Raw genomic sequence first — 26700 nt, forward strand, 5'->3', positions numbered from 1 at the left:
CAATCCGATCCGAAATCAGATGGCGACCTGCGTGCCGATCTCGACCACACGGCCCGTCGGAATCTGGAAATATTCCGTGGCGTCAGCCGCCGAGCGCGCCAGACCGATATAAAGCTTGTCCTGCCATAAAGGCATGCCCGAATTTGCCGCGGGCTTCAGCGAGCGTCGCGACAGGAAGAAGGAAGTCGTCATGATGTCGAACTTCCAGCCCTGCTTCCTGCACAGCGCCATCGCCTTCGGAACATTCGGCTGTTCCATGTAGCCGAATTTCAGCGTCACCCGCATGAACAGGTCGTTGATTTGCTCCAGCGTTGCGCGCTCGCTTTCGGGAACGGTCGGCTGCTGCGCCGTAATGACGGAAAGAATGACGTTCTGCTCATGGAGCACCTTGTAGTGCTTGAGGCTGTGCATCAGGGCAGTCGGAGCACTGAGCGGGTCGCTCGTGAGAAAGACGGCGGTACCGGGCACCAGGCTCGGTGGCTTCTTGGCGAGGTTGCCGGCGAGAAAATCGATCGGGATCTCGTTCTTGCGCGTTTTGTCGAACAGGTGGCGAGTGCCCCGAATCCAGGTCCACATGACAAGGGACATGCCTACGGCAACCAAGATAGAGACCCAACCACCTTCTACGACCTTGACAATGTTGGCGGCAAAAAAGCCCGTATCGATCACCGCAAAGAGCGCTATCAGACTAACCGCCACTGGCAGTTTCCATTTCCACTGGTGGATCATCACCACGAAAAGGAGAATTGTAGTCACCAGCATCTCGCCTGTGACTGAGATGCCGTAAGCGGAAGCAAGGTTGCTGGAAGCTCCGAACCCAACGACGAGAAGCATCACTCCAATTGCCAACATGAAATTTACCCGAGGCATGTAAATCTGCCCGGATTGCATCTCAGACGTATGCTGAACCACAAAGCGCGGCAGCAGGCCAAGTTGTACTGCCTGCCGTGTCAATGAAAACGCACCCGATATCACGGCTTGGCTGGCGATCACCGTTGCTGCTGTTGCAAGGCCGACCATGGGCAGCAGTCCCCATTCCGGCAGCATCTCGAAGAATGGATTCTCTGGTGTCCCGGCGTGCGCCAGGATGAAAGCGCCTTGGCCAAAATAGTTTAGCAACAGGCAGGGAAATACGATCCAGGCCCACGCGAGCACGATTGGGCGCCGGCCAAAATGACCGAGGTCCACGTAGAGCGCTTCAGCACCTGTGACCGCAAGAAAAACTGCACCTATGGTTACGAACGCGACTTCCGGCTGCCCAACGAGATACGCGATCGCGTAGTAAGGATTGATCGCAAGAAAGACGCTCAGATCATCCACTATGTGGGAGATCCCGGCCGCGCCGATAGAAACAAACCATAAGAGCGTTATTGGACCGAACACACTCGCCACGCTTCCGGTGCCGAACCGCTGTACGCCGAAAAGCGCCGCGAGTATCAGCAATGTGATCGGGACCACATAGGGATCAAACGCTGGGGTTACGACCTTCAGGCCCTCCACCGCCGAGAGCACCGAAATGGCCGGCGTGATGATCGCATCGCCAAAAAATAGGGCTGCACCGCAGATGCCGGTGACGAGAATAGCCCCGCTTGCGCGGGGGTAGGCTCGTCTCGCAAGTGCCATAAGGGACAACGTTCCGCCCTCACCTCCGTTATCGGCACGCAGGACAAATATCACGTATTTAACGGTGACGATCAGCGTCAACGCCCAGACTATCAATGAAAGGACGCCCAACACCTCCGAACGATTGACCGCTTCGCCGCTGGACGCGGCATGCAGCGCTTCGCGAAACGCATAGATCGGGCTCGTGCCAATATCACCGTAGACAACGCCAAGCGCACCGAGCATGAGCACGCCGGTCCTGCCCGTCCCGCGGGGATGGTCGGCATGGCCTCCTGCATCGACCTCGCCGCCGGCTGGTTGCTGCGTCATGAAACGCTACTCCGCAAAACGGGCGCGGCTCTACACGAGCGGCCTGTCTTTGGCAATTGTTGCATTGCAATAGACGCGTTTCACGCTTAGCGCAATTCACGCAGCGGAAACCGTCTCGTGACAAGGCTCGCCTAACTCGGATAAGCAGCTTTGCAGCACGGAGGAGCGGGCAAAGTGCTGGCGTTTTACATCAATCTCGACAGGAGAACCGACCGGCGCGCCTTCATGGAAGAGCAACTTGTCGCTCTCGGTCTCGATATACAGCGGCTGCCTGCGACAACCCCCGACACCCTCACCAGCAACGACATCGCGCCCCTGTCCCTTGCCGCAATCGGCGAAACGATGTCGCCTGTGGAAGTCGCCATATCGGTCAGCCACTTCCGGGCCTGGAAGCACATGTTTGACGAAGGTCGCGACCATGTGCTGGTAATCGAGGACGATCACAAGCTCTCGTCACGCCTCGCCGCTTTCCTGACGGATTTCGACTGGAAGAAGCCGGATGTCGGGTTGCTGAGGCTTGAGGCACAACTCTGCAGTGTGAGGCTGCGCAGATGGGCCGAACCGGGACCACTCGGAACATCCCTGTACATGCCCGTCGGTTACCAGACCGGCGCCGGAGCCTACATCATCTCAGCGGATTATGCGCGCCGGATCCTCTCATCCCCGAAGCGCTTTGCGATGCCGGTCGACGACATCCTTTACTCCCCACGAAGCCCGTTTCGAGATGTAAAGCGCATACGCTGCACGGTTCCGGGCATGGCGATATTCCGGTGGGAGTCTTCGCCGGAATTCGACGTTCCCGAAAGTATACTCATAAGCGACGCACAGCCGAGCCGTGGCAAGCGCCAGCAGGACGAAAAGAAACGAAGCAGGCCGCCCCTGCGCGAAAGGATCGGCCGCGAAATCCTCAGACTCCTGCGCCAGCTTGCGAATGGCCCCAAACCCGCATGGTACTGGCTATGGTCGAAGCGAATGGTCGTTCCCTTTGCCGACAGCGGGGTCAGCGCACAACAGTCAGCCGTTCGGCGGCCCGGGTAATCGCCGTGTAGAGCCAGCGCTGGCGTGTATCCTTGAAGGCAAAGCTTTCGTCGAAAAGCACAAGTTCGTTCCATTGCGAGCCCTGCGCCTTGTGGACTGTCAGCGCGTAGCCGTAGTCGAAATCGTCATATCGCTTCTTCTGCTGCCACGCGATTTCCCCGTCGGGGTCGTCAAACGCCGCCTTCAGCAACTTGATCTTGGCAACGCCGCGATCCGGATCGTCTTCCTCGGGCGACACCAGCAGGTTGATCCCCGGCTTCACAGTCTCCCGTGATGACGTCATGACCTTCCACAGGGAGCCGTTGAGCAGGCCCTTGGCGGGGTCATTACGAAGGCAGACGAGCTTGTCGCCGGCCTGGGGATAAGACGCCGAAAACCCCTTCAACTCGCGCAGCCGTGAATTGTAGCGCCGGCGAGTCCGGTTGGTGCCGACCAGCACCTGATCGGCCTTGAGGACCAGATCCTGTGTGACATCCTCGCGTCCTATTACCTGCGCCGTACCGTAGTCGCCGCGCATGAACTCCCGCCCCTCGCGAACATCGAGCGCCAGCCGGATGATCGGATTGTCGCGCGCCTGACGATGGATTTCGGTGAGCAGCACGTCGGGTTCATGCTCGGTAAAAAACCCGCCGCCCGATATCGGCGGTAGCTGCGCCGGATCTCCCAGGACGAGGATCGGCGTCCCGAACGACAGCAGATCGCGTCCAAGCTGTTCATCCACCATAGAGCATTCGTCGACGACGATGAGTTTCGCGCGCGCCACCGGGCTCTGCCGGTTGAGCGCAAAGGTCGGTGACATCGATGTCCTGCCTGTCGTCTCGTCCTCGACGGCCTCCTCTCCACGCGGCCGATAGATCAACGAGTGGATTGTGCGGGCGTTAGTGGCGCCCTTGGAACGCAGGACCTGTGCGGCCTTTCCTGTGAAGGCGGCGAACTGCACCTGACCATCGACATGCTCGGCAAAATAGCGGGCCAACGTGGTTTTGCCTGTCCCCGCATAGCCGAACAGCCGAAAAATCTGTGGCCGGCCTGCCTTCAGCCACCGCGCCACGGCCTTCAGGGCATCATCCTGCTGGGGAGAAAATTCCATGCGCCTGACTGGCAAGATTCGGGCCGACGGAGCAAGGACACAATCCTGCATGCATCGCTCATCGAAAGAACAAAAAGTGAACTTGTATTCAGGCCATGTCAAGCGCTTTACACCCCCGAAAGCCCGGATAGCATGCCCTGGACAGGCGGGAATCAGGTCATGCCAAAGCGGCGCGCCCTTTCGCTCACAGCCGGACTGGTCGCGCTTTGCGAACGCGACGTTGCAGATCCAGGCCCCGATCCGCGCTATATGCAGCTGACCGACGCCGAAGTCTCCGCCAAGGCCGCCGAACTCGACCAAGATGCCGGCGAACAGCTCTGGCTTTTTGCCTATGGCTCTCTGATCTGGAAGCCGGAATTCGAGGCCGTCGAGACGATCCGCGCCACCGCGCATGGATGGCATCGGTCCTTTTCCATGGAACTGCCGCGCTGGCGTGGCTCGCCCGACCAGCCCGGCCAGATGATGGTGATCGAGCGGGGAGGAACGTGCCACGGCGTCGCGTTGCGCATGCCCGACAAGGATCGGCGACAGCAGCTTTTCCGCATGCTCTATCGCGAAGCGGAATATCAGGGCGATCTCGACAACACGCGTTGGCTTCACGTCGAGACTGACAATGGCAGGCTCAGGGCGCTTGCCTTCTGGGCCGCCCCAACGCCCGGCTTTCCGTTCCTGAAATTGCAACCCGAAGAGGCCGCACGCCGGATCGCCCGCGCCTGCGGACATCTCGGCTCCAACGCCGCCTATCTCTACAACACCATCGTCAAGCTCGAGGAATTCGGCATCCACGACCGCAATCTGTGGCACCTGCAGGAGCTTGTGGCGGTGGAGATTGGACGGCTGAGAGGTGGCGGGACCAACGGTTAAGGGATGGCCTCAGCTACGGTGCAACGGATCGTTTTCCAGCAGGATCGGTTTTCCGTGCGGGGTCGCATGGGCAGCCCGCTCCCATGCGGCAGCGACGGCATCGACATCTGACCTGAGCGCGAGATGTTTTGAGGCAAGCAACCCCTCCAGAGCAGCAAGCCAGCGCTCGTAATAGTCGCTGCCATCGGTTGCCGCGTCAGGTTTTTTCACCTCGGCCGACAAAGCGTCCGCCCATTCGCTCCATGAAAACAGGCCGCGCTCATGCAGTGCGACAGTCAGGGCAAAGGCCTGCGCCTGCCACGGCTCCGCAAAAACCGGAGCGTCCAAAGCGTTGGGCATGTCTGACGGACCGTCGGAGTCAGGCCGGTTCAAGATAGCTTTCCCAGGCATCGATTGACACCGTCAGCGTCGGATCAGCATCGTCGCCCCAGATCTCGCAACCGTCGAACACCACCGTATATACCCATTGAGGGTTCTCGCCCGCGCCCCGGGCGTTCGTATCCGGAAAAACGAAGCCCTCACGCACGGCCTCCACCACCCCCCGCTTGTCGCGGGCGTATCGCGGGAGCCGCGTATGTCCGGTTGGACTGAAGTTGCGCGTGACGATCCTGTCGCCTGCCCTGAACCGGGGCGGCGTTGCAACCGGCCGGTCACATGGGCCACCCAGCGCCAGTACGGCGGGCACGTCGGCTGCCTGCAGAACGCGCTTGGGCTGCGAAGCGCCGTCGACCGCCCTGCCCTCCGCGAGGTCGCGCTCGCTGAGGAAACCGTGACGCGTAAGCAGCCGTTCCAGTCCCTTGATCCAGATTTCGTAGTAACTTGACGAAAGGTAGTCGACCGGATGGCGGTTCTCCCGGGCGTGGCGGCTCTCGTCGATGTTCCATGCTCCCATGGCACCAGCACAGAGCGTCAGGCCGAGCGCACGCTTCTCCCACGCGGCATGGAAGATCGGCTCGTCCTGTTCCGGGGCAACAGGTCCGAGTCCCATCTGGCCGCCGAGGTCGTGCGGGCCGTTCATGCCGCTATCGATCCTTCGTCGGGCTCCCGCGCGAGGCCCGTTCCAATCATGGAATCGCGGGTTACCAGATTGGCAAGCTTTTCCTCGCTCCAGCCTTCCGTCCCGGAAGGCCTTTGCGGAACGACGAGATAGCGCAGTTCTGCGGTCGAATCCCAAACGCGGATTTTCGTGTCGGCCGGAAGGCTCAAGCCGAACTCCGCCAAAACTCCACGTGGGTCGATGACGGCGCGGCTGCGATAAGGCGGCGCCTTGTACCACACAGGCGGCAGTCCGAGCACGCTCCACGGATAGCAGGAGCACAGCGTGCAGACGACGAGGTTGTGCGTCTCGTCGGTGTTGAATGTGGCCTGCATGTGCTCGCCCTGCCGACCGGTAAAGCCAAGCGAGGCGATAGCGGCTGTCGCGTCCCTCCTGAGCCATTCTGCAAATTCAGGATCCGCCCAGGCCCGTGCCACAACCCTCGCACCGTTCCTAGGCCCCACCTTCGTCTCGTAGGCATCGACAATGGCATCGACGGCGGCTGGATCGATCAGTCCTTTTTGCGTCAGGATGGTTTCCAGCGCCCGTACCCGCGCGGCCATCGGGTCCAGTTCATTGTCATGGTCGTGATCATGATCGTGAGACATCCCCGGAAATTACGAGTTTGCCTGTACAGCAGCAAGCTAAGACTATCGGGCCAGAGCCACTAAACTTGAATAAAAGAGTTGTGTTTTGCGGCTGGCTTGACCAAGAATCCCGGCCATCCGGGCAAGGACAAGGGAACCGCATGTCCATCGCGGCCAAAGCCGAAGAGAGCAGCCTCACACGCGAACTGATCGCAAGCGCTGTCCGAAGCATTGACGCGGCCGATCAGTTCTCGCTGCCGTTTCCCCACATCTTCTTCCGCGACTTCTTCCCGAATGACTTTTACACCGAACTGCTCGGTTCCATCCCGTCCAGGGGCTACGCGCCCATAACGGCAACGCGTAGCGGCCTGCGCCTCTACGGCGAGAATGTCGATAAGATCGATCCCGATATCCGTGCGATGTGGGCGGGCGTCTCGGAGATGCTGACATCCCGCGAAGTCGAAGACGCCATCCGCCGGCAACTGCATGAGGGGCTCGTGATCCGCGCCAAGGGCGACAAGGTGGGCGCCCCCGAAAAGTTGAAGCTCGTCGCCAAGCCGGTCCTCTACAACGACAAGGACGGCTACGAGATTAAGCCGCATCCCGACGCCCGCAAGAAGGTGCTCACGATGCAGCTCTACTGCCCGCCGGACGGGAGCCAGAAGGATCTCGGCACAACGCTCTACCAGGCGTCGCTAAAGGGCTTGCTGCATGTCGGCTCCTACGGGCTGGAGCCAGTCAAGACCCTGCCCTTCCTGCCGAATGTCGGCTACGCCTTCGTTGTCCTGAAGGCCTATCATTCACTGATGAAGATGAGTTGGCATGGCCGCTCGAAGATCACCACACCGATCGACCATCCGCGCGAGTCACTGCTGAACACCTTCTACGTGAACGAAGACGTCGGCTTCTGACGCCTACAGGAAATCGAGATCACATCCCCTGTGGGCCGCGGTTCATGGCGGCCACGCCGGTCCGGCAGATTTCCACAAGGCCAAGTGGCCTCATGATGGCGATGAACTGGTCGACCTTCGAGCCCTTGCCGGTGATCTCGAAGATGAAATGCTCGGTGTTGGCATCGATCACGCTGGCGCGGAAAGCGTCGGCAAGACGCAGCGCCTCGACCCGCTCGTCGCCCTTGCCGGCGACCTTGACCAGAGCAAGCTCGCGTTCCAGCGGCCGTTCCTGCCCAAGTTCCTTTGCCCGAACCGTCAGGTCGACGACGCCATGCACCGGCACGATGCGCTCGAGCTGATGCTTGATCTGCTCAAGCACATGCGGTGTGCCCCGCGTCACGATGGTTATCCTCGATAGTCGCTTTTCGTGCTCGGTTTCCGAGACGGTCAGGCTCTCGATATTGTAGCCGCGCCCGGAGAAAAGACCGATGACGCGGGCAAGGACGCCCGGTTCGTTGTCGACGAGCACAGATAGCGTGTGCGTCTCCGGCTTCTCGGTCTCCTTAGCGATGAAATAGGCGGAACCGGTAGGTTGTAGCTGGGCGTTCATTTTTGAATCTCTGTCTCGGAAACTGGCTCTAACGGGTTGCTGTGCAAGGGCTTTCGTCCCTACACCAGCTCCCTGCCCTTGGCGTCGATGGCGTTCGCAACGGCTTCGTCGGTGGCCTCGTCGGGCAGCAGCATCTCATTGTGTGCCTTGCCGGACGGGATCATCGGGAAACAGTTGGCAAGCGCCGCGACACGGCAGTCAAACAGCACCGGTTTCTTCACGTCGATCATCTCCTTGATCGCATCGTCGAGGTCGCCGGGCTTCTCGCAGCGAATGCCGTGTGCGCCATAGGCCTGCGCCAGCAGCACGAAATCGGGCATCGCTTCGGTGTAGGAATGCGACAGCCGGTTGCCGTGCAGCAATTGCTGCCATTGCCTTACCATGCCCATATACTGGTTGTTCAGGATGAAGATCTTGATCGGCGCTTCGTACTGAACGGCGCAGCTCATCTCCTGCATGGTCATCTGCACGGAGGCATCGCCGGCTATGTCGATAACCAGCGAGTCCGGATGCGCGATCTGGACACCAAGAGCCGCCGGCAGGCCGTAACCCATGGTGCCGAGGCCGCCCGACGTCATCCAGCGGTTGGGCTCGTCGAAATGGAAATGCTGGGCCGCCCACATCTGGTGCTGGCCGACCTCCGTCGTGATGTAGGTATCGTGGCCTCTGGTCAGTTCGAAAAGCCGTTGGATCGCGTATTGCGGCATGATCACGTCGTCGCTCATACGGTAGGCGAGCGAATCCCTGGCGCGCCAGCGCGCGATCTGCTCCCACCAGGGGTGCAGCGTCCTCTTGTCGGTCTTGGCGGAAGCTCGCCACAGCCGCACCATATCCTCGAGCACGCGGCCGACATCGCCCAGGATGCCGATATCGGCGCGCACGTTCTTGTTGATCGAGGACGGGTCGATATCGATGTGGATCTTCTTGGAATTCGGCGCGAACGCGTTCAGCCGGCCGGTGATCCGGTCGTCGAAGCGCGCGCCGATGCAGACCATCACGTCGCAATCGTGCATGGCCATGTTGGCCTCGTAGGTGCCGTGCATTCCGAGCATGCCGAGCCAGTTCTTGCCGCTCGCCGGATACGCCCCGAGCCCCATCAAGGTCGAGGTGATGGGGAAGCCGGTGAGGTCGACAAGTTCACGCAGCAACTGGCTTGCCTGCGGACCGGAATTGATGACGCCGCCGCCGGAATAGATGATCGGCTTCTTTGCGCCGGCCATCAGTTCGACAGCCGCCTTTATCTTCCCCAGGTCGCCTTGGAGCTTGGGGTGGTAAGAGGTGCGGGGCGCGGTCTGCGGCGGCGTGTAGGTGCCCTTGGCAAACTGCACATCCTTCGGAATGTCCACGACGACCGGGCCGGGACGACCTGTCGTGGCGACGTGAAACGCCTCGTGAATCGTCGCCGCGAGGTCGTTGACATCCTTCACCAGCCAGTTGTGCTTGGTGCAGGGGCGCGTGATGCCGACCGTGTCGCATTCCTGGAACGCGTCCGAACCGATGAGCGCGGTCGGCACCTGCCCGGTGAGGCAGACGAGGGGGATGGAATCCATGAGGGCGTCCTGCAACGCAGTGACGACGTTGGTCGCGCCAGGACCTGACGTGACGAGCACGACGCCCGGCTTGCCGGTCGAGCGGGCATAACCCTCGGCTGCATGGCCCGCACCCTGTTCGTGGCGGACAAGGATGTGCTGGATTGCATCTTGCTGGAACAATTCGTCATAAATCGGCAGGACCGCGCCGCCTGGATAGCCGAAAAGATGCAGGACGCCGTTGTCCTTGAGCGCCTGGACAACCATCTCGGCGCCGGTCATTTCGAGATTTGGCGCCTCGCGCTGTTCGCTCTGTCCGTTGGTCATCGTCCTGCTTCCGTTTTTCTGATCGGTATTCTGTTTTGTCTTGGTCCGAATAACAAAAAAGGCCCCCGAGGGAGCCTTCGTCTTTGCGCATGGGGTGCTGTCGCCCGGCGGTTATACCGCCCTGCCCATGCGCAATCCTACTACGAGAATGAGTGCCGTGTTCATGGGCGCGGACAATAAGTATGGAAACCGCCGCGAGTCAATCGGGTTTTTTAGGTGTTTTGAAATGAAAGCTCCGCGAGCGACACGCAGACAACATGCAATTTTACCGTGCGCGTAAACCTCTCCTCAACCATCCCGCCACACGTGGCTTTAACCGCCATTTGTTAGGTTCTGGAACATAGGCTTAGGGGACATCGCGGTATGTATGCACAGGACATCTCCCGTGGAGAGACCACGTCGCAGGAGCGCCGCGACGATCAGCAAAACGACAAGCGCATCCTCGGTCATGTCGTGCATTGCGATGGCGCGCGCGCCACGATCACCGCCTATGCGGATGAGGAAGACGGGACGGTAACGGAACAGTGGACTGTCGGCCGGATGATCTCCATCAATCTCGGCATCGCACGCACTGTGGGCCTTGTCTACGCGATCAACAAGGGCGACCTTTCGTGGCGTCCCGGCGAACGGAACGCCATCCAGGTCAGTGTCGAACTGGTCGGCGAGGTTCGCGACCGCGAGGCGCCGCAGCCGCCGATCTTCGACCGCGGCATCACAATCTACCCGCATATCGGCGCGGTCGCACATCGCATCCGCACCGGCGACCTGCAGGCCGTCTACGACCTCGCGGGACGCCGTTCCGTCATGATCGGCCAGTTGTCGCAGGATGAGTCAATCGAGGCGCGCATCGCCATCGACGACACGCTGGCGAGGCACTTCGCGATCGTCGGCACCACCGGCGTCGGCAAGTCCACCGCCGTTTCGCTTCTGATGCGCAAGGCCATCGAGGCCCGCCCTGACCTTCGTATTCTTATCCTCGACCCGCACAACGAGTTCGCGGCATCCCTGCCCGAACATTGCGTACGCGTCGATGCCAATTCGCTCGACCTTCCCTTCTGGATGTTCCGGCTGGAGGAACTGACCGAGGTGCTGTTCCGCGGCCGCGAGTCCGAGCCGGAGGAAGTGGACGTGCTGCGCGACCTGATACCGATCGCGAAAAATCTCTATCGCAACCCGGGGTCGGGCGCATTCGTTCGCCGCGGAAGCGACGCGTTGACGGCCGACACGCCGGTGCCCTACCGCATGGCAGATCTCATCAAGCAGATAGACGAGCGTATGGGCCTGCTTGAAAGCAAGAACGACCGCCCGACTTTGAAGTCGCTCAGGACGCGCATTGAATCCGCTGTCGCCGACCCGCGCTACAAGTTCATGTTCAATTCGCGGCTGATCGAGGACACGATCCACGAGACCATCGGCAACATCTTCCGTGTCCCGCATGACGGCCGGCGCGTGACCTGCTTCGAGATGGCCGGAATGCCCTCGGAAGTGGTGAATTCCGTCTGTTCGGTCCTGGCACGCCTGGCTTTCGATCTTGCCCTGTGGAGCGAGGGCAAGCTGAAGCTTCTGGTCATGTGCGAGGAAGCGCACCGCTACATGCCGGCCGATCCGCGTCTCGGCTTCGCGCCCACGAGGCATGCGCTTTCGCGTATCGCCAAAGAAGGCCGCAAGTACGGCTGCTATCTCGGCGTCATCACGCAGCGCCCTGGTGAACTCGATCCGACGATCCTGTCGCAGTGTTCGACCTTCTTCGCCATGCGTTTGGCCAACGAGCACGACCAGGCAATCATCCGCTCGGCAATCGCGGATTCCTCCGCGTCCAGCCTCGCCTTCCTTTCGTCCATGGGCCAGCGCGAGGCGATCGCCTTCGGCGAAGGCGTGGCAACGACGATGCGCCTGAAATTCGAGCGCCTCGCCGCAAACCTTATTCCCGGAACGGCAAAGCCGGAAGAAGGCGAGAAATCCGGCGGCAGCGACGACGTGGATCTCATTCACATCGTCGAGCGGCTGCGCAATGTGCCGAAGGCCCCGACCAACCTCGCCTTCGCCGAACCGGTCAGCGCTCAGCTTCAGCCCGGCGACCCCGGCTATCGCAAGCCGGAGCCAGTTGCTGCTCAGCGGCAGCCAGCCGGTCAGGACGACCTGGACTTCGGCTACGGCCTGAAGCCTGGTCGCTTCGGCTCACGAGGCTGACAAGCCGGACGTCAAAACTGTCGACGCAAATTGAGTTGACGGCTCAGGCGCAGACGCGGTTTCGTCCGGTCTTCTTCGCCTGATAGAGCTGCTGGTCGGCGCGCCTGTAGAGCGCTTCGGCCGGCTCCCTGCGGTCCCAGACCGCAAGTCCCACGCTCGCCGTAATCTTCAGCCGCACGTTGCCTGAGACGATGGCCATGCCGCTGATCGCCTTGCGGATACGCTCGGCGAACCGCACCATCATCTCCATGTCCATGTTGGGCGCAACGACTGCGAATTCCTCGCCTCCCAAACGCGCAACCACGTCGTGGTAACGCGTCATGTCCTTGAGGCAGTTGCCGACGGCCTTCAGCACTTCGTCGCCAACGTCGTGTCCATGCGTGTCGTTGATCTGCTTGAAATGGTCGAGGTCGACGATCATCAGGCCGACCGGCCTGTTTACCCGCCTGAATTCATCCAGATATTCCTTCAGCGCGTCATCGAAGTAGCGTCGGTTCTGCGTCCCGGTGAGCGAATCCGTCAGCGCCGCCCGTTCGAGGCTGCGCGAATGCGCAGACAGGGTTTCGGTCATGGCGCGAAGCTTGTTCTCCTCGCGTACCTGGCGCCGTATGAGCGGAAAGATGAAGAACAGACCGAAGAAAAGGCCTGTCGCGAGCAACAGGCCCGCACCGAAAAGAAGCTTTGACAGGTAGGCGATGTCGCCGAAGCGCTCGGACTGGCCGAGGCCCTGAGCGATGGAAAAAAGAAGGTCGTAGGCGTGAAAGATGATCACGCCCGCCGCAAGGATGACCGCAATGAAGACAAAAAAAGCGGCTTCTGACTTGTGGAAGCGCATGAACACTCCGCTGACGGCACCGACCCGCTTATGACACCCGGGACCTTACGGAGCGTTAATCGCAAGGTTACAAAGCGCTTGGACCCAGTTGCGCTGCGATATCCTCGCCGCCGGAAATGCGCCGCCAATGCGGCCCCAGTTGATTGCGGAACCAGGTCGACTGGCGCTTTGCGTATTGGCGCGTGGAGATCTTGGCGCGCTCTATGGCCTCCGCGATGGTCGTCTTCCCGGAGAGTGCCGCGCGGAGCTCGCGGAAGCCGATCGCCTTCACGGCGGGAAGCGCGGGATCCAGATCGAGCGCAGCCAGCGCCCTGACCTCGTCAAGCGCACCTGCCGCGATCATGTCATCGAGGCGCCTGTTGATGCGGGCGACGAGTTCTTCGCGCTCCGGCTCAAGAACAATAAAGCTGGAGCTGTCGCGATCGACCAGCGGCCGGCCGCGTTTGGCCTGCCAGTCCAGGATCGACCGCCCGGAGCTGTCGAAAACCTCCAGTGCACGCACGATGCGCTGGCTGTCACCGGGCTTGAGGGTTTCCGCGGATCGTGGATCCATTCGTGACAAGACGCCGTGCAAGGCATCCGCTCCTTTGTCCGCAAGTTCGCCCCGCCATTTCGTCCGGATCTGGTCGGGCACCTCGGGCATCCGCGACATGCCCTCCTCCAGCGCCCGGAAATACAGCCCCGTCCCTCCGATGAAGATCGGACGCCTCCCACCAAACATGTCCGGCCCAGCCTGCATGAGGACATCCCGTGTCCATGCTCCCGTGGAATAGGCGACACTGGGGTGGACATGTCCGTAAAGCACATGCGGTATCTGCGCCGTCTCTTCGCCGGGGCGGGCGGTCAGGATGTCGAGGACAGAATAGACCTGCATCGAATCGGCATTGACCACCGTGCCTCCCAGCCGCGTGGCAAGCTCAAGCGCCAGCCGCGACTTGCCGCTCGCGGTCGGCCCGGCTATCAGGATCGCGTTCCTGATAAGCTGATGTCCGCCGGATTGCCCGATGCCTCTCGTCGCCACGCTGATTTCCCATCCTGCCAAGCGCCATTTGACGCCAGCGCTCGCGACTATCGCCTCCGATGCGATCGGCGCAAGCGCGATCTCGTGGCTTGGCAGCGGGATCGCTTGTGACCTGACGCTTTCCGAGGGGCTCGACAAAGCGGACGCCGACGCGCGTCTGCGCGAAGCGCTGGCCAACCACCCCATCGACATCGTCGTCCACAACGCCGCTAACAGACGCAAGAAAATCCTTCTGGCCGACATGGATTCCACCATGATCGACCAGGAATGCATCGACGAACTCGCCGACGAGGTTGGACTTAAGGACCGCGTCGCCGAGATAACGGCGCGCTCGATGAATGGTGAAATCGCCTTCAAACCGGCCTTGCGGGAGCGCGTCGCATTGCTGAAGGACCTGGAACTCTCGGTGGTGGACCGGATCGTCAAAAACCGGCTGACACTGGCCTCAGGTGGCAAGACCTTGGTCCGGACCATGCGCGGGAACGGCGCCTGGACTGCGCTGGTTTCCGGCGGTTTCGACGTGTTCACCTCAAAGATCGGCGCAATGCTGGGCTTCGACGAAAACCGTGCAAACCGCCTGATCGAAGCCCATGGGCTGCTGACCGGCGAAGTGGCCGAACCCATCCTCGGCCGCGCGGCCAAGGCCGAGGCACTCAGCGAAATAGCCATCGCGCACGGCGCGGACGCCGACGACGTCATCGCAGTCGGCGACGGCGCCAACGATCTCGACATGATAAGGCTGGCCGGCATGGGCGTTGCTTTGCATGCCAAGCCTTCAGTTGCGGCCCAGTCGCAAATCCGCATAGACCATGGCGACTTGACCGCTCTTCTCTACCTGCAGGGCTATCGCGAGGAAGAGTTCGCCGCGTGAAACCCATCGAAACGTCCCGGCTCATCCTGCGAAACTGGGAAGAGCGCGACCGGACCGTCTTCCGCCGCATCAACTCCGACGACCGGGTGATGGAATTCTTCGATTTCCGTCGTGACGCGCCTGCAGCCGACAGCTTCATGGATCAACTGACGGGCGAAATCGCGCGCGACGGTTTTGGCTGGACGGCGGCCGAGATAGCTGCGGCTGGCGAATGCATCGGCTTCATAGGGCTCCATCCGGTTGAGATTCCCGGAATTGCCTCCGACGGAACCTTCGAGATCGGCTGGCGGCTTGTGCCCGAGCATTGGGGCAAGGGCTACGCAAGCGAGGGCGCGAACGCGCTTCTCGCCTTCGGCTTCACAGAGCTTGGCCTCGCAGAGATCATCTCGTTCGCGGTATGGAGCAACACGCGCTCAACCTCGGTCATGGAGCGCATCGGCATGCAACGCGATCCGTCCGGCGACTTCGATCATCCGAAAGTCATCGACCCGGCTCTGAAGCGGCATGTGCTCTACAGAATTCGGCGCGAGGAATGGCAGCGTCGTCACAGCCTGTAGGCGGGCAGCCGAAACTGCCCGCGGCCATCAATCCATCCGGATCGTGACGAAGCGCAGTTCGCCGGTCTTGGAAGCAAGCATGAGCAACGCGTTCTTGCGTCCCTGCTCCTTCAGCGCGGCGATACGGTCGAGCACATCCTTCGGCGTCGACACTGATTCCTGAGCGATCTCCGTGATGACATCGCCTGCGGTGACGCCACGCTCGGCAGCGAGGGAGTCCGGCGCAACCTCGGTGATCACTACGCCCGAAACATCCGGCTGGATACCGAACTTGCTGCGCGCCTCGTCATTGAGTTCGCCGACGGTCATTCCAAGCACAGAGGCAGTGGCCACTGGACCACCATCCTCTTCCGGCGGTGTGCCTTCGGCCTCGGCAAGCTTCTCGCCTTCCTCAAGTCGGCCGAGCGTGACCTTTACGGTCTTCTCTTCGCCTTTCCTGACGACGACGACATCGACTTCCTTACCGACCGGGCTCTCAGCCACGGCAAGCGGCAATTCGCGGCTCTGCTTGATGTCCTTCCCGTCGAACTTGAGAATGACGTCGCCGACTTCGATCGTCCCGTTGTCGACCGGCCCGCCCTTGATGATGCCGGAAACCAGCGCGCCTTGCGCAAGCTTGAGGCCGAGGCTTTCGGCGATCTCGTCAGTGACCGGCTGGATGCGAACGCCGAGCCAGCCGCGTCGGGTCTCGCCAAACTCGCGAAGCTGCGCAACAACGCCGATCGCCATCTCCGACGGTATTGAGAAGCCGATGCCGATCGAACCGCCGGACGGGGAGATGATGGCCGTGTTGATGCCGACGACCTCGCCATACATGTTGAACAGCGGCCCGCCCGAATTGCCCCGGTTGATAGCCGCGTCCGTTTGGATGAAGTCGTCATAGGGACCGGCGTCGATGTCGCGGTTGCGAGCCGAGATGATACCGACAGTAACGGATCCACCGAGGCCGAACGGGTTGCCGATCGCCATCACCCAGTCGCCGATACGCATCGTGTCGGAATCGCCGAAATTCACCTGCTTCAGCTTTTTCAGCGTCGGATCCACCTTGAGGACAGCGATATCCGTCTTGGTGTCCGTGCCGACCAATTCGGCCTTGAGTTTCGACCCGTCCGCGAAGTTGACCTCGATCTCGTCGGCGTCGGCGATGACGTGGTTGTTGGTGACGACGATGCCCTGCGCGGCATCGATAATGAAGCCCGAACCCAGCGACTGGACCTGACGCTGGCCGCCATCTCCTCCCTGCCGGTCCTTGAAGAACTCATCGAAGAAATCCTGGAAGGGGGAGCCTTCCGGCGCCTGCGGCATCGGCACGCTGCCCGGCCCTTCGGTCCCCTTGATGTTCTGCGAGGTCGATATGTTAACCACGGCGTCAAGCAGCCCCTCGGCGAGATCGGCGACCGAAGCAGGCCCGGCCTGCGTCCGGTTTGGCGTCACGGGATCAGGCTGTGTCTGGGAAAATGACGGCACCACGCCGCCCCCCAGCATCACGACCGCCGCAGCCGAAAACAACGTCCGGCGCAGCCATGGTGAGTTACGTTGGGACTTCATACGGCGGCTCCGGTCCATGTCTGGAGAACGCCCTTGGCAGGGCTCGCGGTCATGTTCGCAAGAAATAAGGCCTGTTTAGGACTTTGACCATCGGACGCAGAATAAATCCTGCGTTATCCTCGCACCAGCCAGACGATGCCGACCCCTGCCGCGATCGACACGAGGCCGGCGATACGAAGGAGGTTCTCTGGCGTACTGAGAACCTCGGCGGCAAGCCGTTTGGCAAGACCGGGAAAGCCGCCATACACAAGGCCCTCGACCACGAGGACGAGGCCGATTGCCGCCAGGAAATCGGACACGGCCAACCCTTACGGGCTGGCCGCTGTCGTGTCCGACGGAGCCGGGGCGGTTATCGCACCGGTCGTTGCGCCCGTAGGCGCAGGCGGTGCCGGGGTCGCGGCGGGTGCCGCTGGAGCCACGGCCCGGTTGCCCTGGGCGCTGCCGAAATACCGGAAGAAGTCAGAGTCCGGCGAAAGCACCATGGTTGTGCCGGTGCCAAGCAGCGCGTTCGAATAGGCGATCATCGAGCGATAGAACTCGAAGAAGCCAGGATCACGCTGGAAGGCCTCGGCGAAGATGCCGTTGCGCTGGGCTTCGCCCTCGCCTCGCAGGATTTCCGATTCCTTGCGTGCCTCGGCGACGATCTCGACCACCTCGCGGTCGGCGCGGGCGCGAATACGCTGCGCCGCCTCGCGACCACGAGCGCGCAGGCGCTCGGCTTCGGCAAGGCGTTCGGCCTTCATGCGGTCATAGGTCTGCTGCGAGACTTCTGCCGTCAGGTCCGTACGACGGATGCGGACATCCTCGATCTCGAGGCCGAGCGAGGCAGCGTCCGGCCGGAGCTGGTCACGAACCTCGCGCATCATCGACGCGCGCTCTTCCGACAGCGCCGACTCGAAGCCGCGTACGCCGTAGACCCGGCGCAAGGCCGCGTCGAGACGGGTGCGAAGCCGTGCTTCCGCCTGCGCGACGCTGCCCGAAACCGCCTGTCGGAACGTCCGCGCATTCGAGATGCGATACGCCACGAAGGCATCGACCTCGTAGAACTTTCCGCCGGAAACCTGCACGCGGATGTCGTCGAGGTCGAAGCGCAGGATACGATTCTCGATGATCTGCACGTTGTCCGCCTCAAAGAACGGGAACGGCGCCTTGAAGTAGATGCCGGGCTCCGTCTTGACGTCGACGATTTCGCCGAAGCGCAACACGATGGCCTGCTGGCCCGCATTCACGACGAAGATCGCGGAATAGACGAGGAAAAGGACGACGGCGCCGATGATGGCGATGAAGGGAAGACGGTTGGCCATCAGTTCGCCCCCTGCGCCGGAGTCTGGTTACGCCTCTGCAGTTCAGGCAGCGGCAGGTATGGCACGACTCCCGATCCGTCCTGATTGATGATCACCTTGTTTGAATCCTTGAGCACCTTCTCCATCGTTTCCAGGAAAAGGCGTTCACGGGTGATGTCGGGCGCCTTGGCGTATTCGTCGTAGACCGAGATGAAGCGCTGCGCCTCACCCTCGGCTTCCTGGACAATCCGATTCTTGTAGGCGGCCGCCTCTTCACGGATCTGCGCAGCCTCGCCTCGAGCCTGGCCGAGCTGCTGGTTTGAATACTGGTTGGACTCTTCCACGAAGCGATCCTCGTCCTGCTCGGCGCGCTGCACCTCGTCGAACGCGTCGGCGACTTCACGCGGCGGCGCCGCATCCTCGATGGAAATGGCGTTGATGGCGATACCTGCGCCATACTCATCGACAGTGGTCTGGATGATCCCGCGCACAGCGTCGGCGATGCCCTGACGATCGTCACGGAAAATATCCTGGGCCGGGCGGCGTCCGACTGCCTCGCGCATGGCGCTTTCCGCCACTTGGCGCACCATGTCGTCGGGATCTGCAACCCTGAACAGGTACTCTTCGGGATTGGCAACCTGATAGGCGACCGAGAAGCGAACATCGACAATGTTCTGATCGCCGGACAGCATCAGGCCCGACGACTGAGCGCCTCGGGTGTCGCCTACCTGAATGAGCTTTTCAGCCGTGCTCGCGTATTTGACCGTTTCAATCGGCCACCAATGGAAGTGCAGGCCGGGCTCAGAAATTTCTTCCTTCGGCTTGCCGAAGCGCAATTCGACTGCGAGTTCGTCCGGCTGTACGGTGTAGATTGACTGCCACAGCCAGAAGGCGACAAGCGCCAGGCCTATCAGGCCGAACAACGCCGGGCTCGGGCCTCCGCCGCCGGGAAGCGCCTGCTTCAACCGGTCCTGTCCGCGGCGGATGATGTCCTCGAGATCGGGCGGACCACCCTGCGGGCCGCTCGGACCACGCGGTCCCTGGCCCCATGGGCCACCACTGCCCCCATTGTTGTTGCCGCCGCCGCCCCACGGGCCGCCGCCGCCGCTCTTGTCGTTCCAGGGCATAAATGTCCTTTCGCGTTTTTACCCGGACGCGCGGCCGAATGGCCCGCGTGCCTCCCTTGTGACCCCTCTATAGGGATCAGCGGCCTCGCTTTCAACGCGCCGCTTTTCTTTGGATTTCAATGCACTGAAGCGCGCCGTTCGTAAACCGCGTAGCGCGTCGAATGCGAATCCCTCTCGCCGGCAGGATAGTCCTCGGCGCTCACGAGCCGCCAGACCGCAGGGTCTACAGGCGGAAAAACCGTGTCGCCATCGACACTTGCGAGCACATGCGTGATGTAGAGTCGATCCGCTAAGGGCAGAGCCTGATCATAAATCTGGCCCCCGCCGATCACGCAGATTTCATCGACATTGGCCATGCAGCGAGCGCGGATAGTGGCGAGCGCGATGGCATCCTCGAGAGACTGCGCGGTTTCGCCGCCCTCGGCGCGGTAGGTTTTATCGCGTGTGACGACAATATTGAGGCGACCGGGCAATGGACGTTTGGGAAAGCTCTCCCAAGTCTTGCGGCCCATGACAATGGGCTTGCCCATCGTGCCTTCCTTGAAGCGCTTCAGATCGGTCGATAGCTTCCAGGGAAGCCCGCCGTCACGGCCGATGACGCCGTTTTCCGCGATGGCGACGTAGATCGCGACATGCATCAGACGGCGATCGGCGCTTTGATGTTGGCGTCCGCCACGTAGTTTTCCAGCCGGAAGTCTTCATACTCGAAGGCGAACAGGTCCCTCACTTTCGGATTGATCCACATCGTCGGCAGCGGCTTGGGCTCCCGCTTCAGTTGTTCGCGCGCCTGCTCGAAATGGTTTGAATAGAGATGCGCGTCGCCCAGCGTGTGGACGAAATCGCCGAGCGCCAGCCCCCTGACCTGTGCGATCATCATCGTCAGCAACGCATAGGAAGCGATGTTGAACGGCACGCCGAGGAAGATGTCGGCCGAGCGCTGGTAGAGCTGGCAGGACAGCTTGCCGTCGGCGACGTAGAACTGGAACAGGCAATGGCAGGGCGGCAGCGCCATCGCTTCCACCTCGGCCGGGTTCCAGGCTGAAACAATCAGCCGGCGCGAATACGGGTTCTTTTCGAGCTGGACGAGCAGGTTCTTGATCTGGTCGATCGACTTGCCGTCCTCGCCGGTCGGCCACGAACGCCACTGCTTGCCATAGACCGGGCCCAGGTCACCGTTCTCATCAGCCCATTCGTCCCAGATGGTGACTCCATTGTCGCGCAGATATTTGACGTTGGTATCGCCTTTCAGGAACCAGAGCAGTTCGTAGATGATCGAGCGCAGGTGCAGCTTCTTGGTGGTGAGAACCGGAAAGCCCTCGGCGAGGTCGAAACGCATCTGGTAGCCGAAAACGCCGCGCGTGCCCGTTCCTGTACGGTCGGAGCGATCGACGCCATGGTCGAGGACGTGCTGGAGAAGATCAAGATATTGACGCATGGCGCCCTTCGATTCGTGATGAACGCAATATAGGGCATTCTCCGCCGGCATGCACCGACCGCCATGCGTGTATTGCGGGGATAGTGCGGAAGTGTGCGGCTCAGATCGGCGCCATCGTGCTCTTTTCGGCCGCGGTGATGGTGTTGGAGAGCAGCATCGTCACCGTCATCGGCCCGACGCCACCCGGCACCGGCGTGATGTAGGATGCCTTCTTCACCACGCCCTCGAAATCGACGTCACCCACGATGCGGCCATCGGCAAGCCGGTTGATGCCGACATCGACAACCACACATCCGGTCTTGACCATCTGTGGCAGGATCAGACCGGGCACGCCGGCGGCCACCACGAGGATGTCCGCAAGGATTGTAAACTGTGCGAGGTCGCGCGTCTTGGCGTGGCAGACCGCCACCGTTGCGCCCGCCTGCATCATCATCAACGCCATGGGCTTGCCCACGATGTTGCTCGCGCCGACGATCACGACATTCTGCCCCTCGATCGGGATGTTCTCATGCTCAAGGATCTTCATGACGCCGAACGGCGTGCATGGCGGAAAGATCGTGTCGCCGACCACGAGGCCACCGACATTGTAGAGATGGAAGCCATCGACGTCCTTGTCGCGCGAAATCCGGTGCAGCACCTCAAAGATGCTGAACTGCGGCGGCAGCGGAAGCTGCACGAGAATCCCATGAACGCGTGGATCGGCGTTGAGTTCGTCGATCTTTGCCAGCACCGCTTCGGGCGCTACGTTGCTTGGAAATTCGAACAGATGCGCGACGATGCCGACTTCCTGCGCGGCGTGGAGTTTCTTGCGGACGTAGACGCGCGAGGGAGCGCTGTCGCCGACCAGCACCACGGCAAGACCCGGCACGACGCCGGCGCGCCTGCCGAGCGCCGAGATGCGCTCCTTGCAATCGTTTCGGATGCTTTTGGCAACGGCGTTGCCGCTGATGATTTTCGCCGGCACGTTTCACCTCATTAAAATTTCTTTCCTACATGCAGGGACGTAGGCTGAAACACAAGAAGCCACGTCGACGCAGCCGGTCCCGCACGCAGACAGCGGTTTTGCGCTTTCAATTGGTTCGGCGGCTCCCTATATTGGGGCCGTCAGCTTGCTGACTATGGTGATAAACAGGCGATGTAATAAGCCGTTCGGACCCGGGGGCGGTACCCGGCGCCTCCACCACAAGCCGCCGATAAAGGGCGGCTTCTGCTGGGGGCGAAATAGGATCGACGAAGGTGTAAAGATCGTTCTTTTGCCCGGCATTGTACCGCCGTTATCGGGCTAAACTTATAGTTGCCAACGACAACTATGCTGAGGCACGTCTCGCTGCTTAATGCGGCGCGATAGTCTCGAATTAAGCCCTGTCGGTTAGCACCGGCAGGCGGGGTTCGGAGGTACCTGGCAACAGAAACCTCCACCTTCCCTTTCTTCCCCAACCGAATCCGCTTCCGCGTTCAGCAACCACGCGCTTGCAGGCCATTTCATGCAGACAGATCACGATCGCTTTTTCGTCCTCACCGGCGGTCCGGGCTCCGGAAAGACAACGCTCATCGAAGCCATGCAGCGCCGTGGCTACGCGACCACCGACGAGGCCGGACGAGGCGTCATCCGGGAGGAGCTTGAACATGGCGGCGACGCACTGCCGTGGATCGACCCAGAGCGTTTCGCGGAGCGCATGTTCGAATGGGAGCTTCGCTCCTACCGCTCGGCGGAACGGACATCGGGCCCGGTGTTCTTCGATCGTGGCCTGCCCGACACCATCGGCTATCTCAGGCTTGAGGGCCTGCCCGTCCCGTCTGCCATGGAAGAAGATGCCTGGCGGCTCCGCTACAACCCGCAGGCAATCATCGCACCGCCGTGGAAAGACATCTACGGCAAGGACGAGGAACGACGGCAAAGCTGGGAGGTCGCCGTGCGAACCTACGAGATCATGGCCGAAACCTATGACGAACTGGGTTATCGGCTTTTCGAACTGCCGCGCGGCAGCGTCAACGACCGCGCGGAATTTCTGATATCCCTGACCGTCTGATATCCCGAACCTTATTCGGCCGGGACAGGCGCTTCCGCCTCGCCTCCCCTTTTGAGGGTCAACAGCGTCAACATGAGAGCAAGCGCGGCACAGATGGCGATGGCAGTCACCATCGGCAGCGGATCGCCATTGGCGAAGAAGCTCGAGAGAGTCATGGCGATGACGCCGGTCAGCATATGCAGCGTCCCCATCAGCGCCGCGGCCGTCCCGGCGATCTCGCCATGATCCTCCATCGCAAGAACTGAAGTCGTCGGGATGACGAGACCTAGCAACCCGTAGCCGACAAACAGCGTGGCCGCGAGCACCGGCAGCGAGTCGAAACCAACTACCATTGCGATCCAGCCGACGAGGATGACCCCGGCGAACCCGAACACCGCAAGCCTGACAACGCGGGTGAGCCCGTATTTCGACGTCAGCCAGCCGCTCGTCTGCGAAACGCCGAAGAACGAGATCGCGTTGAGCGCGAAAAATATGCTGTAGCCTGACGGGGAGAGGCCATAGTGGTCGATGATGACGAAGGAAGAATTCGCCAGATAGACGAAGAAGCTGGAGAGAGCGAAGCCGCCGATCATCGACAGGCCCAGGAAATTGCGATCGCGCGCCAGGAAGCGATATCCCGCCCAGGCCGCTCCGAAGGAGCTTCCGACGCGCCGGTCGGCCGGTCGCGTTTCCTCCAGCCCGAACATCAGCAGGAAGAAGGCGAGGACGGCCGCGACCGTCACCGCCCAGAAGACGGCGCGCCAGCCAAAGGCCTCGATGATGAAGCTGCCGGTGAGCGGAGCCAGGATCGGCGAGACGCTGAACACCAGCATCAGCAGCGACATCAGCTTCGTCGCCTCCGGGCCGGTGTGCAGGTCACGCACGACCGCGCGCGGCACCACCATGCCGGTGGACGACCCGAGGCCCTGAAGCAGACGGAAGAAAATCAGCCATTCGACATTGGGCGCCAGCGCGGCGCCGATGCTCGCCAGCGCGAACACGATAAGTCCGCCGTAAAGCACCGGCTTGCGTCCATGCATGTCGGCCAGCGGTCCGACCACCATCGGGCCGACGGCGAAGGACAGGAACACGACGACGAGGCTCATCTGCACGGCCATGGGGCTCGCGCCGAGATCCGCGCCGATGGTCGGCAGCGCCGGCAGATACATGTCGATGGCGAAGGGTCCGATGGCCGACACGAGGCCGAGCACGATCGCGATGCGGAGGAATCCGGATGTCATGGAAGTCAAACCTTGCAATTCCGCGGGCACTGTCTCTATCAGGCCGCCCGCCGCCCCAAGGACGTTTGATCAGGCACCAAGCCGACTCCTCCGACCACTCGGTACCATCGTCCATTTTTTTAGACAGTATTGTCCAAATCGTCAATCCGCGCTATGGACATTCATGACGCTTACCGAGCTTTCTCCTGACACGCTCCCGCCCCGCAGCCATGCGGCGAAACGGATGTCCGTGCTCGAAGCTGCCACTTACGTCTTCTGCCGCGAGGGTTATGCAGGCGCGAACATCGACATGATCGCGGCCGAGGCAGGCGTATCGCGGCAGACCGTGTACAACCATCACGGCGACAAGGAAAAGCTTTTCATCGCTGTCGTGCGTGCGCTGACCGAGCGTACCAACGCTGGAATTTTCGCCACGCTGGCAACCTTCCCCGACCAGCCCGCCGACCTTAATTCTGAACTCGTGGACTTCGCCATCCGCCTCAATGGCAACTGCATCTGCAGCGGCGACGGCAAATTCCTGCGCAAGCTCATCGAGATGGAAGGCCAGCGTTACCCCGAACTGTTCACCGGCTGGCGCGAGGACGGCCCGAGCAAGACGTGGGCAGCACTTGCCGCGCGTTTCGCGCGCCTTGCCCATGCCGGCCACCTCGACATCGACGACCCCGACGTCGCCGCCCGCCAGTTCCTAGCACTCATCAATGCCGACCTGCATGTGTCGATGGCGCTGGGGGACAAACTCGGAGAAGACCGCATCCGGGAGTCGGCGACCAACGCCATCAGGACTTTCATGCGCGCCTACGGCAAGCGCTGAGCCCCCTCAGATTTCGTACCCCTTTCTTGGTTTGCGGCCGCTGCGTAGGCTAAGCGGATAAAGCGAAAGACCGGAGCGCCTCATGACCGCGCACCAGACGATCCCGGATGACACCTGGCACGCACGTCTCAGGACGTTGGCGATCTGTCTGCTTCTCCTGCTGCTCGCGACGGATGTCGTCCTGATCAGCCTTCACATCCTCTGGTTCGAGGACGACTGGGTCTGGGACATCGAAGCGGACAATGGGTATGGCGAAACCTTTCAGTATCTGAAATGGAGCGCGGCTGTACTGCTTCTGCTCATTCTCGCCTGGAGGAGACGGGCGGCGATTTACGCCGTCTGGGCAGCCGTGTTCCTCTACCTGTTGATCGACGATTCACAGTCGCTGCACGAGGCCATGGGTGAACGTCTCGTCCCGCTGCTTCGCCTGCGGGATGTCGAGGAAATCTACCACCGGAATTTCGAATACTTCTTCCTGCGCGGCGAGGACTTCGGCGAGTTGATCGTCGCGTTGGCTGTCGCAACGGCAATTGCCCTGGCGCTCTATCTGTTCTGGCCGGATCAGGCAGCGCAGCGCGAGAGACATGTCACAAAATGGCTGATCGGCTGGGTCCTGCTTTTTGCCTTCTTCGCGGTTGGCGTGGACATGCTCCACATCATGGCATGGGAAATCTATCCGCCCGCGCTCGACGTGCTGACCGTGATCGAGGAAGGCGGCGAGATGGTCTGCGCGAGCCTGCTGGTCGGCTGGCTGGCGCTGGAAGCTGCGTGCACTTGAACCACCACCATAATTTGTTTACGCCGGGCCAAAGCTTCATTACAGCTATTGCACGATTCAACAGGCGCCACGCCGCATGGCCGAAGACCATATCCGCTACGACATCCTGGCCCAGGAGGCCTTGCGCGGCGTCATGCGCAAGGTGCTGGCCGAGGTCGCGCGGACAGGCTTGCCCGGCAACCACCACTTCTTCATCACCTTCCTGACAGGTGCTCCCGGCGTGCGCATTTCGCCGCGTCTGCGCGAAAAATATCCTGAGCAAATGACGATCGTGATCCAGTTTCAGTACTGGGATCTGAAGGTCACCGACACCGGCTTCGAGGTCGGCCTCTCCTTCTCCGATGTGCCGGAGCGATTGGAAATTCCGTTCGCGGCGGTGCGCGGGTTCTACGATCCGTCGGTCAATTTCGAGCTGGAATTCGACGTCAAGACGGAACCAGCAACCGAAGCGGAAATCGAAACCATCAAGCCTCCAGCGGAGGTCGCCAAGACGCCGGCGGCGGCCAAGAAGTCCGATGCCAGGAAGAAGCCGGCACAGCCGGCGGCGGAAGAGTCCACTGACTCCGAGACGCCTGCGGCCAAGAGCGCCGACGTCGTATCTCTCGACGCTTTCCGCAAGAAGTAGCTCGTCCTCGATGTCGAATGTCGTCAACCTCCGCCTCGCCCGCAAACGCAAGGAGCGAGCGGAAAAGGAGGCGGTTGCTGCCGAGAATCGTACGCTTCACGGAAGGTCGAAAGCGGAACGACAACTCGACCTTGCCAGGAAGAACAAGGCTGAAGCATTCATCGAAGCGCATCGGCTCGACCAGACTGACCTCAACAAGCCGTGAGCGTTGTCCGAAAGCACTCAGTCTCCATTCGCGGTCACCGCACCAGCTTTTCGATCGAACAGCCCTTCCTGGATGAATTGCGCAAGATCGCAGAGACTCGCGGTATGCCCCTCGCCGCGCTGATCGCGGCCATCGACGAGGAACGCCCGCGCGATGCGAACCTGTCATCCGCCCTACGGGTGTTCGTCCTTAGAGAGGCTCAGCGAACAGCGATTGTTTCGTCCGGAAGCGACAGCGCTCCGCCGACCGACTGACTTT

General features: G+C 61.4%; 29 protein-coding genes and 1 other RNA gene. 13 read left to right on the forward strand and 17 right to left on the reverse strand.

The window, feature by feature from the left end:
• Positions 1–15 precede the first annotated feature (15 nt).
• The gene (locus ABMA32_RS11185) at positions 16–1932 is read right to left on the reverse strand and encodes a potassium transporter Kup (RefSeq protein WP_425475521.1); all 1917 of its coding nucleotides are present in this window, start codon (positions 1930–1932) and stop codon (positions 16–18) included.
• 174 nt (positions 1933–2106) lie between these two features.
• Between ABMA32_RS11185 and ABMA32_RS11190 the strand changes: the two genes are divergently transcribed.
• Positions 2107–2970, forward strand: a complete 864-nt coding sequence (locus ABMA32_RS11190) for a glycosyltransferase family 25 protein (protein ID WP_349013838.1) — start codon at positions 2107–2109, stop codon at positions 2968–2970.
• Here the strand turns inward: ABMA32_RS11190 and ABMA32_RS11195 are convergent.
• Positions 2933–4060 carry an ATP-dependent DNA helicase gene (locus ABMA32_RS11195; RefSeq protein WP_349013839.1) on the reverse strand — a complete coding sequence of 376 codons (1128 nt, stop codon included), beginning with the start codon at positions 4058–4060 and terminating at the stop codon, positions 2933–2935. The two genes, ABMA32_RS11190 and ABMA32_RS11195, sit on opposite strands and share 38 nt — an antisense overlap.
• A 159-nt stretch (positions 4061–4219) precedes the next feature.
• Between ABMA32_RS11195 and ABMA32_RS11200 the strand changes: the two genes are divergently transcribed.
• Positions 4220–4924 carry a gamma-glutamylcyclotransferase gene (locus ABMA32_RS11200; RefSeq protein ID WP_349013840.1) on the forward strand — a complete coding sequence of 235 codons (705 nt, stop codon included), beginning with the start codon at positions 4220–4222 and terminating at the stop codon, positions 4922–4924.
• A gap of 9 nt (positions 4925–4933) precedes the next feature.
• Here ABMA32_RS11200 and ABMA32_RS11205 read toward each other — a convergent pair whose 3' ends face one another.
• Genes ABMA32_RS11205 through nthA form a run of 3 tightly spaced genes read right to left on the reverse strand, consistent with a single transcriptional unit; the run spans position 4934 to position 6568 of the window.
• The gene (locus ABMA32_RS11205) at positions 4934–5263 is read right to left on the reverse strand and encodes a nitrile hydratase accessory protein (protein WP_425475537.1); all 330 of its coding nucleotides are present in this window, start codon (positions 5261–5263) and stop codon (positions 4934–4936) included.
• Between the two features lie 19 nt (positions 5264–5282).
• Entirely contained in the window at positions 5283–5942 is a 660-nt protein-coding gene (gene nthB, locus ABMA32_RS11210) for a nitrile hydratase subunit beta (protein ID WP_349013842.1), read from the reverse strand.
• On the reverse strand, positions 5939–6568 hold the full coding sequence (nthA, locus tag ABMA32_RS11215; RefSeq protein WP_349013843.1) for a nitrile hydratase subunit alpha: 630 nt from the start codon (positions 6566–6568) through the stop codon (positions 5939–5941). Before nthA ends, nthB begins: the two co-directional genes overlap by 4 nt.
• A gap of 140 nt (positions 6569–6708) precedes the next feature.
• Between nthA and ABMA32_RS11220 the strand changes: the two genes are divergently transcribed.
• Positions 6709–7458 (forward strand): hypothetical protein, encoded by a 750-nt coding sequence (locus ABMA32_RS11220; RefSeq protein ID WP_349013844.1) that lies wholly within the window; start codon positions 6709–6711, stop codon positions 7456–7458.
• A gap of 19 nt (positions 7459–7477) precedes the next feature.
• On the opposite strand, the gene ilvN is transcribed toward ABMA32_RS11220, so the two are convergent.
• Positions 7478–8050 (reverse strand): acetolactate synthase small subunit, encoded by a 573-nt coding sequence (ilvN, locus tag ABMA32_RS11225; protein ID WP_292764397.1) that lies wholly within the window; start codon positions 8048–8050, stop codon positions 7478–7480.
• Positions 8051–8109: 59 nt separating this feature from the next.
• The gene (locus ABMA32_RS11230; protein ID WP_349013845.1) at positions 8110–9906 is read right to left on the reverse strand and encodes an acetolactate synthase 3 large subunit; all 1797 of its coding nucleotides are present in this window, start codon (positions 9904–9906) and stop codon (positions 8110–8112) included.
• Positions 9907–10269: 363 nt separating this feature from the next.
• Between ABMA32_RS11230 and ABMA32_RS11235 the strand changes: the two genes are divergently transcribed.
• Positions 10270–12096 (forward strand): ATP-binding protein, encoded by a 1827-nt coding sequence (locus ABMA32_RS11235; protein ID WP_349013846.1) that lies wholly within the window; start codon positions 10270–10272, stop codon positions 12094–12096.
• Between the two features lie 43 nt (positions 12097–12139).
• Here the strand turns inward: ABMA32_RS11235 and ABMA32_RS11240 are convergent, their stop codons facing one another.
• Both ABMA32_RS11240 and miaA read right to left on the reverse strand, forming a co-directional pair.
• Positions 12140–12931 carry a GGDEF domain-containing protein gene (locus ABMA32_RS11240; protein WP_349013847.1) on the reverse strand — a complete coding sequence of 264 codons (792 nt, stop codon included), beginning with the start codon at positions 12929–12931 and terminating at the stop codon, positions 12140–12142.
• 67 nt (positions 12932–12998) lie between these two features.
• Positions 12999–13952: a tRNA (adenosine(37)-N6)-dimethylallyltransferase MiaA gene (miaA, locus tag ABMA32_RS11245; protein ID WP_349013848.1), complete on the reverse strand. Its 954-nt coding sequence runs from the start codon at positions 13950–13952 to the stop codon at positions 12999–13001.
• Here miaA and serB point away from each other — a divergent pair.
• Both serB and ABMA32_RS11255 read left to right on the forward strand, forming a co-directional pair.
• Positions 13936–14823 carry a phosphoserine phosphatase SerB gene (serB, locus tag ABMA32_RS11250; protein WP_349013849.1) on the forward strand — a complete coding sequence of 296 codons (888 nt, stop codon included), beginning with the start codon at positions 13936–13938 and terminating at the stop codon, positions 14821–14823. The genes miaA and serB overlap by 17 nt on opposite strands.
• The gene (locus ABMA32_RS11255; protein ID WP_349013850.1) at positions 14820–15380 is read left to right on the forward strand and encodes a GNAT family N-acetyltransferase; all 561 of its coding nucleotides are present in this window, start codon (positions 14820–14822) and stop codon (positions 15378–15380) included. Before serB ends, ABMA32_RS11255 begins: the two co-directional genes overlap by 4 nt.
• 27 nt (positions 15381–15407) lie before the next feature.
• Here the strand turns inward: ABMA32_RS11255 and ABMA32_RS11260 are convergent, their stop codons facing one another.
• The 7 genes from ABMA32_RS11260 to folD form a co-directional block, all read right to left on the reverse strand.
• Positions 15408–16865 (reverse strand): DegQ family serine endoprotease, encoded by a 1458-nt coding sequence (locus ABMA32_RS11260; RefSeq protein WP_425475538.1) that lies wholly within the window; start codon positions 16863–16865, stop codon positions 15408–15410.
• Positions 16866–17041: 176 nt separating this feature from the next.
• Positions 17042–17227: a DUF2065 domain-containing protein gene (locus ABMA32_RS11265; protein WP_349013852.1), complete on the reverse strand. Its 186-nt coding sequence runs from the start codon at positions 17225–17227 to the stop codon at positions 17042–17044.
• 9 nt (positions 17228–17236) lie between these two features.
• Positions 17237–18232 carry a protease modulator HflC gene (gene hflC / locus ABMA32_RS11270; protein WP_349013853.1) on the reverse strand — a complete coding sequence of 332 codons (996 nt, stop codon included), beginning with the start codon at positions 18230–18232 and terminating at the stop codon, positions 17237–17239.
• Positions 18232–19338, reverse strand: coding sequence for an FtsH protease activity modulator HflK (gene hflK / locus ABMA32_RS11275; protein ID WP_349013854.1), 1107 nt, complete (start codon positions 19336–19338; stop codon positions 18232–18234). Before hflK ends, hflC begins: the two co-directional genes overlap by 1 nt.
• Before the next feature lie 116 nt (positions 19339–19454).
• Positions 19455–19976 carry a dihydrofolate reductase gene (locus tag ABMA32_RS11280; protein ID WP_349013855.1) on the reverse strand — a complete coding sequence of 174 codons (522 nt, stop codon included), beginning with the start codon at positions 19974–19976 and terminating at the stop codon, positions 19455–19457.
• Entirely contained in the window at positions 19976–20773 is a 798-nt protein-coding gene (locus ABMA32_RS11285; protein WP_349013856.1) for a thymidylate synthase, read from the reverse strand. The genes ABMA32_RS11280 and ABMA32_RS11285 overlap by 1 nt, the downstream gene beginning before the upstream one ends.
• Before the next feature lie 100 nt (positions 20774–20873).
• Positions 20874–21737 (reverse strand): bifunctional methylenetetrahydrofolate dehydrogenase/methenyltetrahydrofolate cyclohydrolase FolD, encoded by an 864-nt coding sequence (gene folD / locus ABMA32_RS11290; RefSeq protein WP_349013857.1) that lies wholly within the window; start codon positions 21735–21737, stop codon positions 20874–20876.
• Between the two features lie 100 nt (positions 21738–21837).
• On the opposite strand from folD, the gene ssrA reads away from it, so the two are divergent.
• Both ssrA and ABMA32_RS11300 read left to right on the forward strand, forming a co-directional pair.
• Positions 21838–22193: a transfer-messenger RNA gene (gene ssrA, locus ABMA32_RS11295) on the forward strand.
• 64 nt (positions 22194–22257) lie between these two features.
• Complete coding sequence (locus ABMA32_RS11300) at positions 22258–22803, forward strand: AAA family ATPase (protein ID WP_349013858.1); 546 nt, start codon at positions 22258–22260, stop codon at positions 22801–22803.
• Positions 22804–22814: 11 nt separating this feature from the next.
• Here ABMA32_RS11300 and ABMA32_RS11305 read toward each other — a convergent pair whose 3' ends face one another.
• A complete protein-coding gene (locus tag ABMA32_RS11305; protein WP_349013859.1) occupies positions 22815–24023 on the reverse strand; it encodes a multidrug effflux MFS transporter in 1209 nt (402 codons plus the stop codon).
• A 163-nt stretch (positions 24024–24186) separates the two neighbouring features.
• On the opposite strand from ABMA32_RS11305, the gene ABMA32_RS11310 reads away from it, so the two are divergent.
• The 5 genes from ABMA32_RS11310 to ABMA32_RS11330 all read left to right on the forward strand — a co-directional run bounded on the left by ABMA32_RS11310 (position 24187) and on the right by ABMA32_RS11330 (position 26696).
• The gene (locus tag ABMA32_RS11310) at positions 24187–24834 is read left to right on the forward strand and encodes a TetR/AcrR family transcriptional regulator (protein WP_349013860.1); all 648 of its coding nucleotides are present in this window, start codon (positions 24187–24189) and stop codon (positions 24832–24834) included.
• Positions 24835–24916: 82 nt separating this feature from the next.
• Complete coding sequence (locus ABMA32_RS11315; protein ID WP_349013861.1) at positions 24917–25612, forward strand: hypothetical protein; 696 nt, start codon at positions 24917–24919, stop codon at positions 25610–25612.
• Positions 25613–25688: 76 nt separating this feature from the next.
• Positions 25689–26237, forward strand: coding sequence for an SspB family protein (locus ABMA32_RS11320; protein ID WP_349013862.1), 549 nt, complete (start codon positions 25689–25691; stop codon positions 26235–26237).
• 10 nt (positions 26238–26247) lie between these two features.
• A complete protein-coding gene (locus ABMA32_RS11325) occupies positions 26248–26442 on the forward strand; it encodes a DUF4169 family protein (RefSeq protein WP_349013863.1) in 195 nt (64 codons plus the stop codon).
• Positions 26439–26696, forward strand: a complete 258-nt coding sequence (locus ABMA32_RS11330) for a ribbon-helix-helix domain-containing protein (protein ID WP_349013864.1) — start codon at positions 26439–26441, stop codon at positions 26694–26696. Before ABMA32_RS11325 ends, ABMA32_RS11330 begins: the two co-directional genes overlap by 4 nt.
• Positions 26697–26700 lie beyond the last annotated feature (4 nt).

Source organism: Mesorhizobium quangtriensis, from assembly GCF_040081925.1.
Taxonomy (GTDB): Bacteria; Pseudomonadota; Alphaproteobacteria; order Rhizobiales; family Rhizobiaceae; genus Mesorhizobium_K; species Mesorhizobium_K quangtriensis.

Bases quoted from the DNA above. Each gene is read 5' to 3' on its own strand.
- ABMA32_RS11185 (WP_425475521.1), bottom strand. From the start codon at position 1,932: ATGACGCAGCAACCAGCCGGCGGCGAGGTCGATGCAGGAGGCCATGCC.
- ABMA32_RS11195 (WP_349013839.1), bottom strand. From the start codon at position 4,060: ATGGAATTTTCTCCCCAGCAGGATGATGCCCTGAAGGCCGTGGCGCGG.
- ABMA32_RS11200 (WP_349013840.1), top strand. From the start codon at position 4,220: ATGCCAAAGCGGCGCGCCCTTTCGCTCACAGCCGGACTGGTCGCGCTT.
- ABMA32_RS11205 (WP_425475537.1), bottom strand. From the start codon at position 5,263: ATGCCCAACGCTTTGGACGCTCCGGTTTTTGCGGAGCCGTGGCAGGCG.
- nthB (WP_349013842.1), bottom strand. From the start codon at position 5,942: ATGAACGGCCCGCACGACCTCGGCGGCCAGATGGGACTCGGACCTGTT.
- nthA (WP_349013843.1), bottom strand. From the start codon at position 6,568: ATGTCTCACGATCATGATCACGACCATGACAATGAACTGGACCCGATG.
- ABMA32_RS11220 (WP_349013844.1), top strand. From the start codon at position 6,709: ATGTCCATCGCGGCCAAAGCCGAAGAGAGCAGCCTCACACGCGAACTG.
- ilvN (WP_292764397.1), bottom strand. From the start codon at position 8,050: ATGAACGCCCAGCTACAACCTACCGGTTCCGCCTATTTCATCGCTAAG.
- ABMA32_RS11230 (WP_349013845.1), bottom strand. From the start codon at position 9,906: ATGACCAACGGACAGAGCGAACAGCGCGAGGCGCCAAATCTCGAAATG.
- ABMA32_RS11235 (WP_349013846.1), top strand. From the start codon at position 10,270: ATGTATGCACAGGACATCTCCCGTGGAGAGACCACGTCGCAGGAGCGC.
- ABMA32_RS11240 (WP_349013847.1), bottom strand. From the start codon at position 12,931: ATGCGCTTCCACAAGTCAGAAGCCGCTTTTTTTGTCTTCATTGCGGTC.
- serB (WP_349013849.1), top strand. From the start codon at position 13,936: ATGCCTCTCGTCGCCACGCTGATTTCCCATCCTGCCAAGCGCCATTTG.
- ABMA32_RS11260 (WP_425475538.1), bottom strand. From the start codon at position 16,865: ATGCTGGGGGGCGGCGTGGTGCCGTCATTTTCCCAGACACAGCCTGAT.
- hflC (WP_349013853.1), bottom strand. From the start codon at position 18,232: ATGGCCAACCGTCTTCCCTTCATCGCCATCATCGGCGCCGTCGTCCTT.
- hflK (WP_349013854.1), bottom strand. From the start codon at position 19,338: ATGCCCTGGAACGACAAGAGCGGCGGCGGCGGCCCGTGGGGCGGCGGC.
- ABMA32_RS11280 (WP_349013855.1), bottom strand. From the start codon at position 19,976: ATGCATGTCGCGATCTACGTCGCCATCGCGGAAAACGGCGTCATCGGC.
- ABMA32_RS11285 (WP_349013856.1), bottom strand. From the start codon at position 20,773: ATGCGTCAATATCTTGATCTTCTCCAGCACGTCCTCGACCATGGCGTC.
- ABMA32_RS11300 (WP_349013858.1), top strand. From the start codon at position 22,258: ATGCAGACAGATCACGATCGCTTTTTCGTCCTCACCGGCGGTCCGGGC.
- ABMA32_RS11305 (WP_349013859.1), bottom strand. From the start codon at position 24,023: ATGACATCCGGATTCCTCCGCATCGCGATCGTGCTCGGCCTCGTGTCG.
- ABMA32_RS11310 (WP_349013860.1), top strand. From the start codon at position 24,187: ATGACGCTTACCGAGCTTTCTCCTGACACGCTCCCGCCCCGCAGCCAT.
- ABMA32_RS11315 (WP_349013861.1), top strand. From the start codon at position 24,917: ATGACCGCGCACCAGACGATCCCGGATGACACCTGGCACGCACGTCTC.
- ABMA32_RS11320 (WP_349013862.1), top strand. From the start codon at position 25,689: ATGGCCGAAGACCATATCCGCTACGACATCCTGGCCCAGGAGGCCTTG.
- ABMA32_RS11325 (WP_349013863.1), top strand. From the start codon at position 26,248: ATGTCGAATGTCGTCAACCTCCGCCTCGCCCGCAAACGCAAGGAGCGA.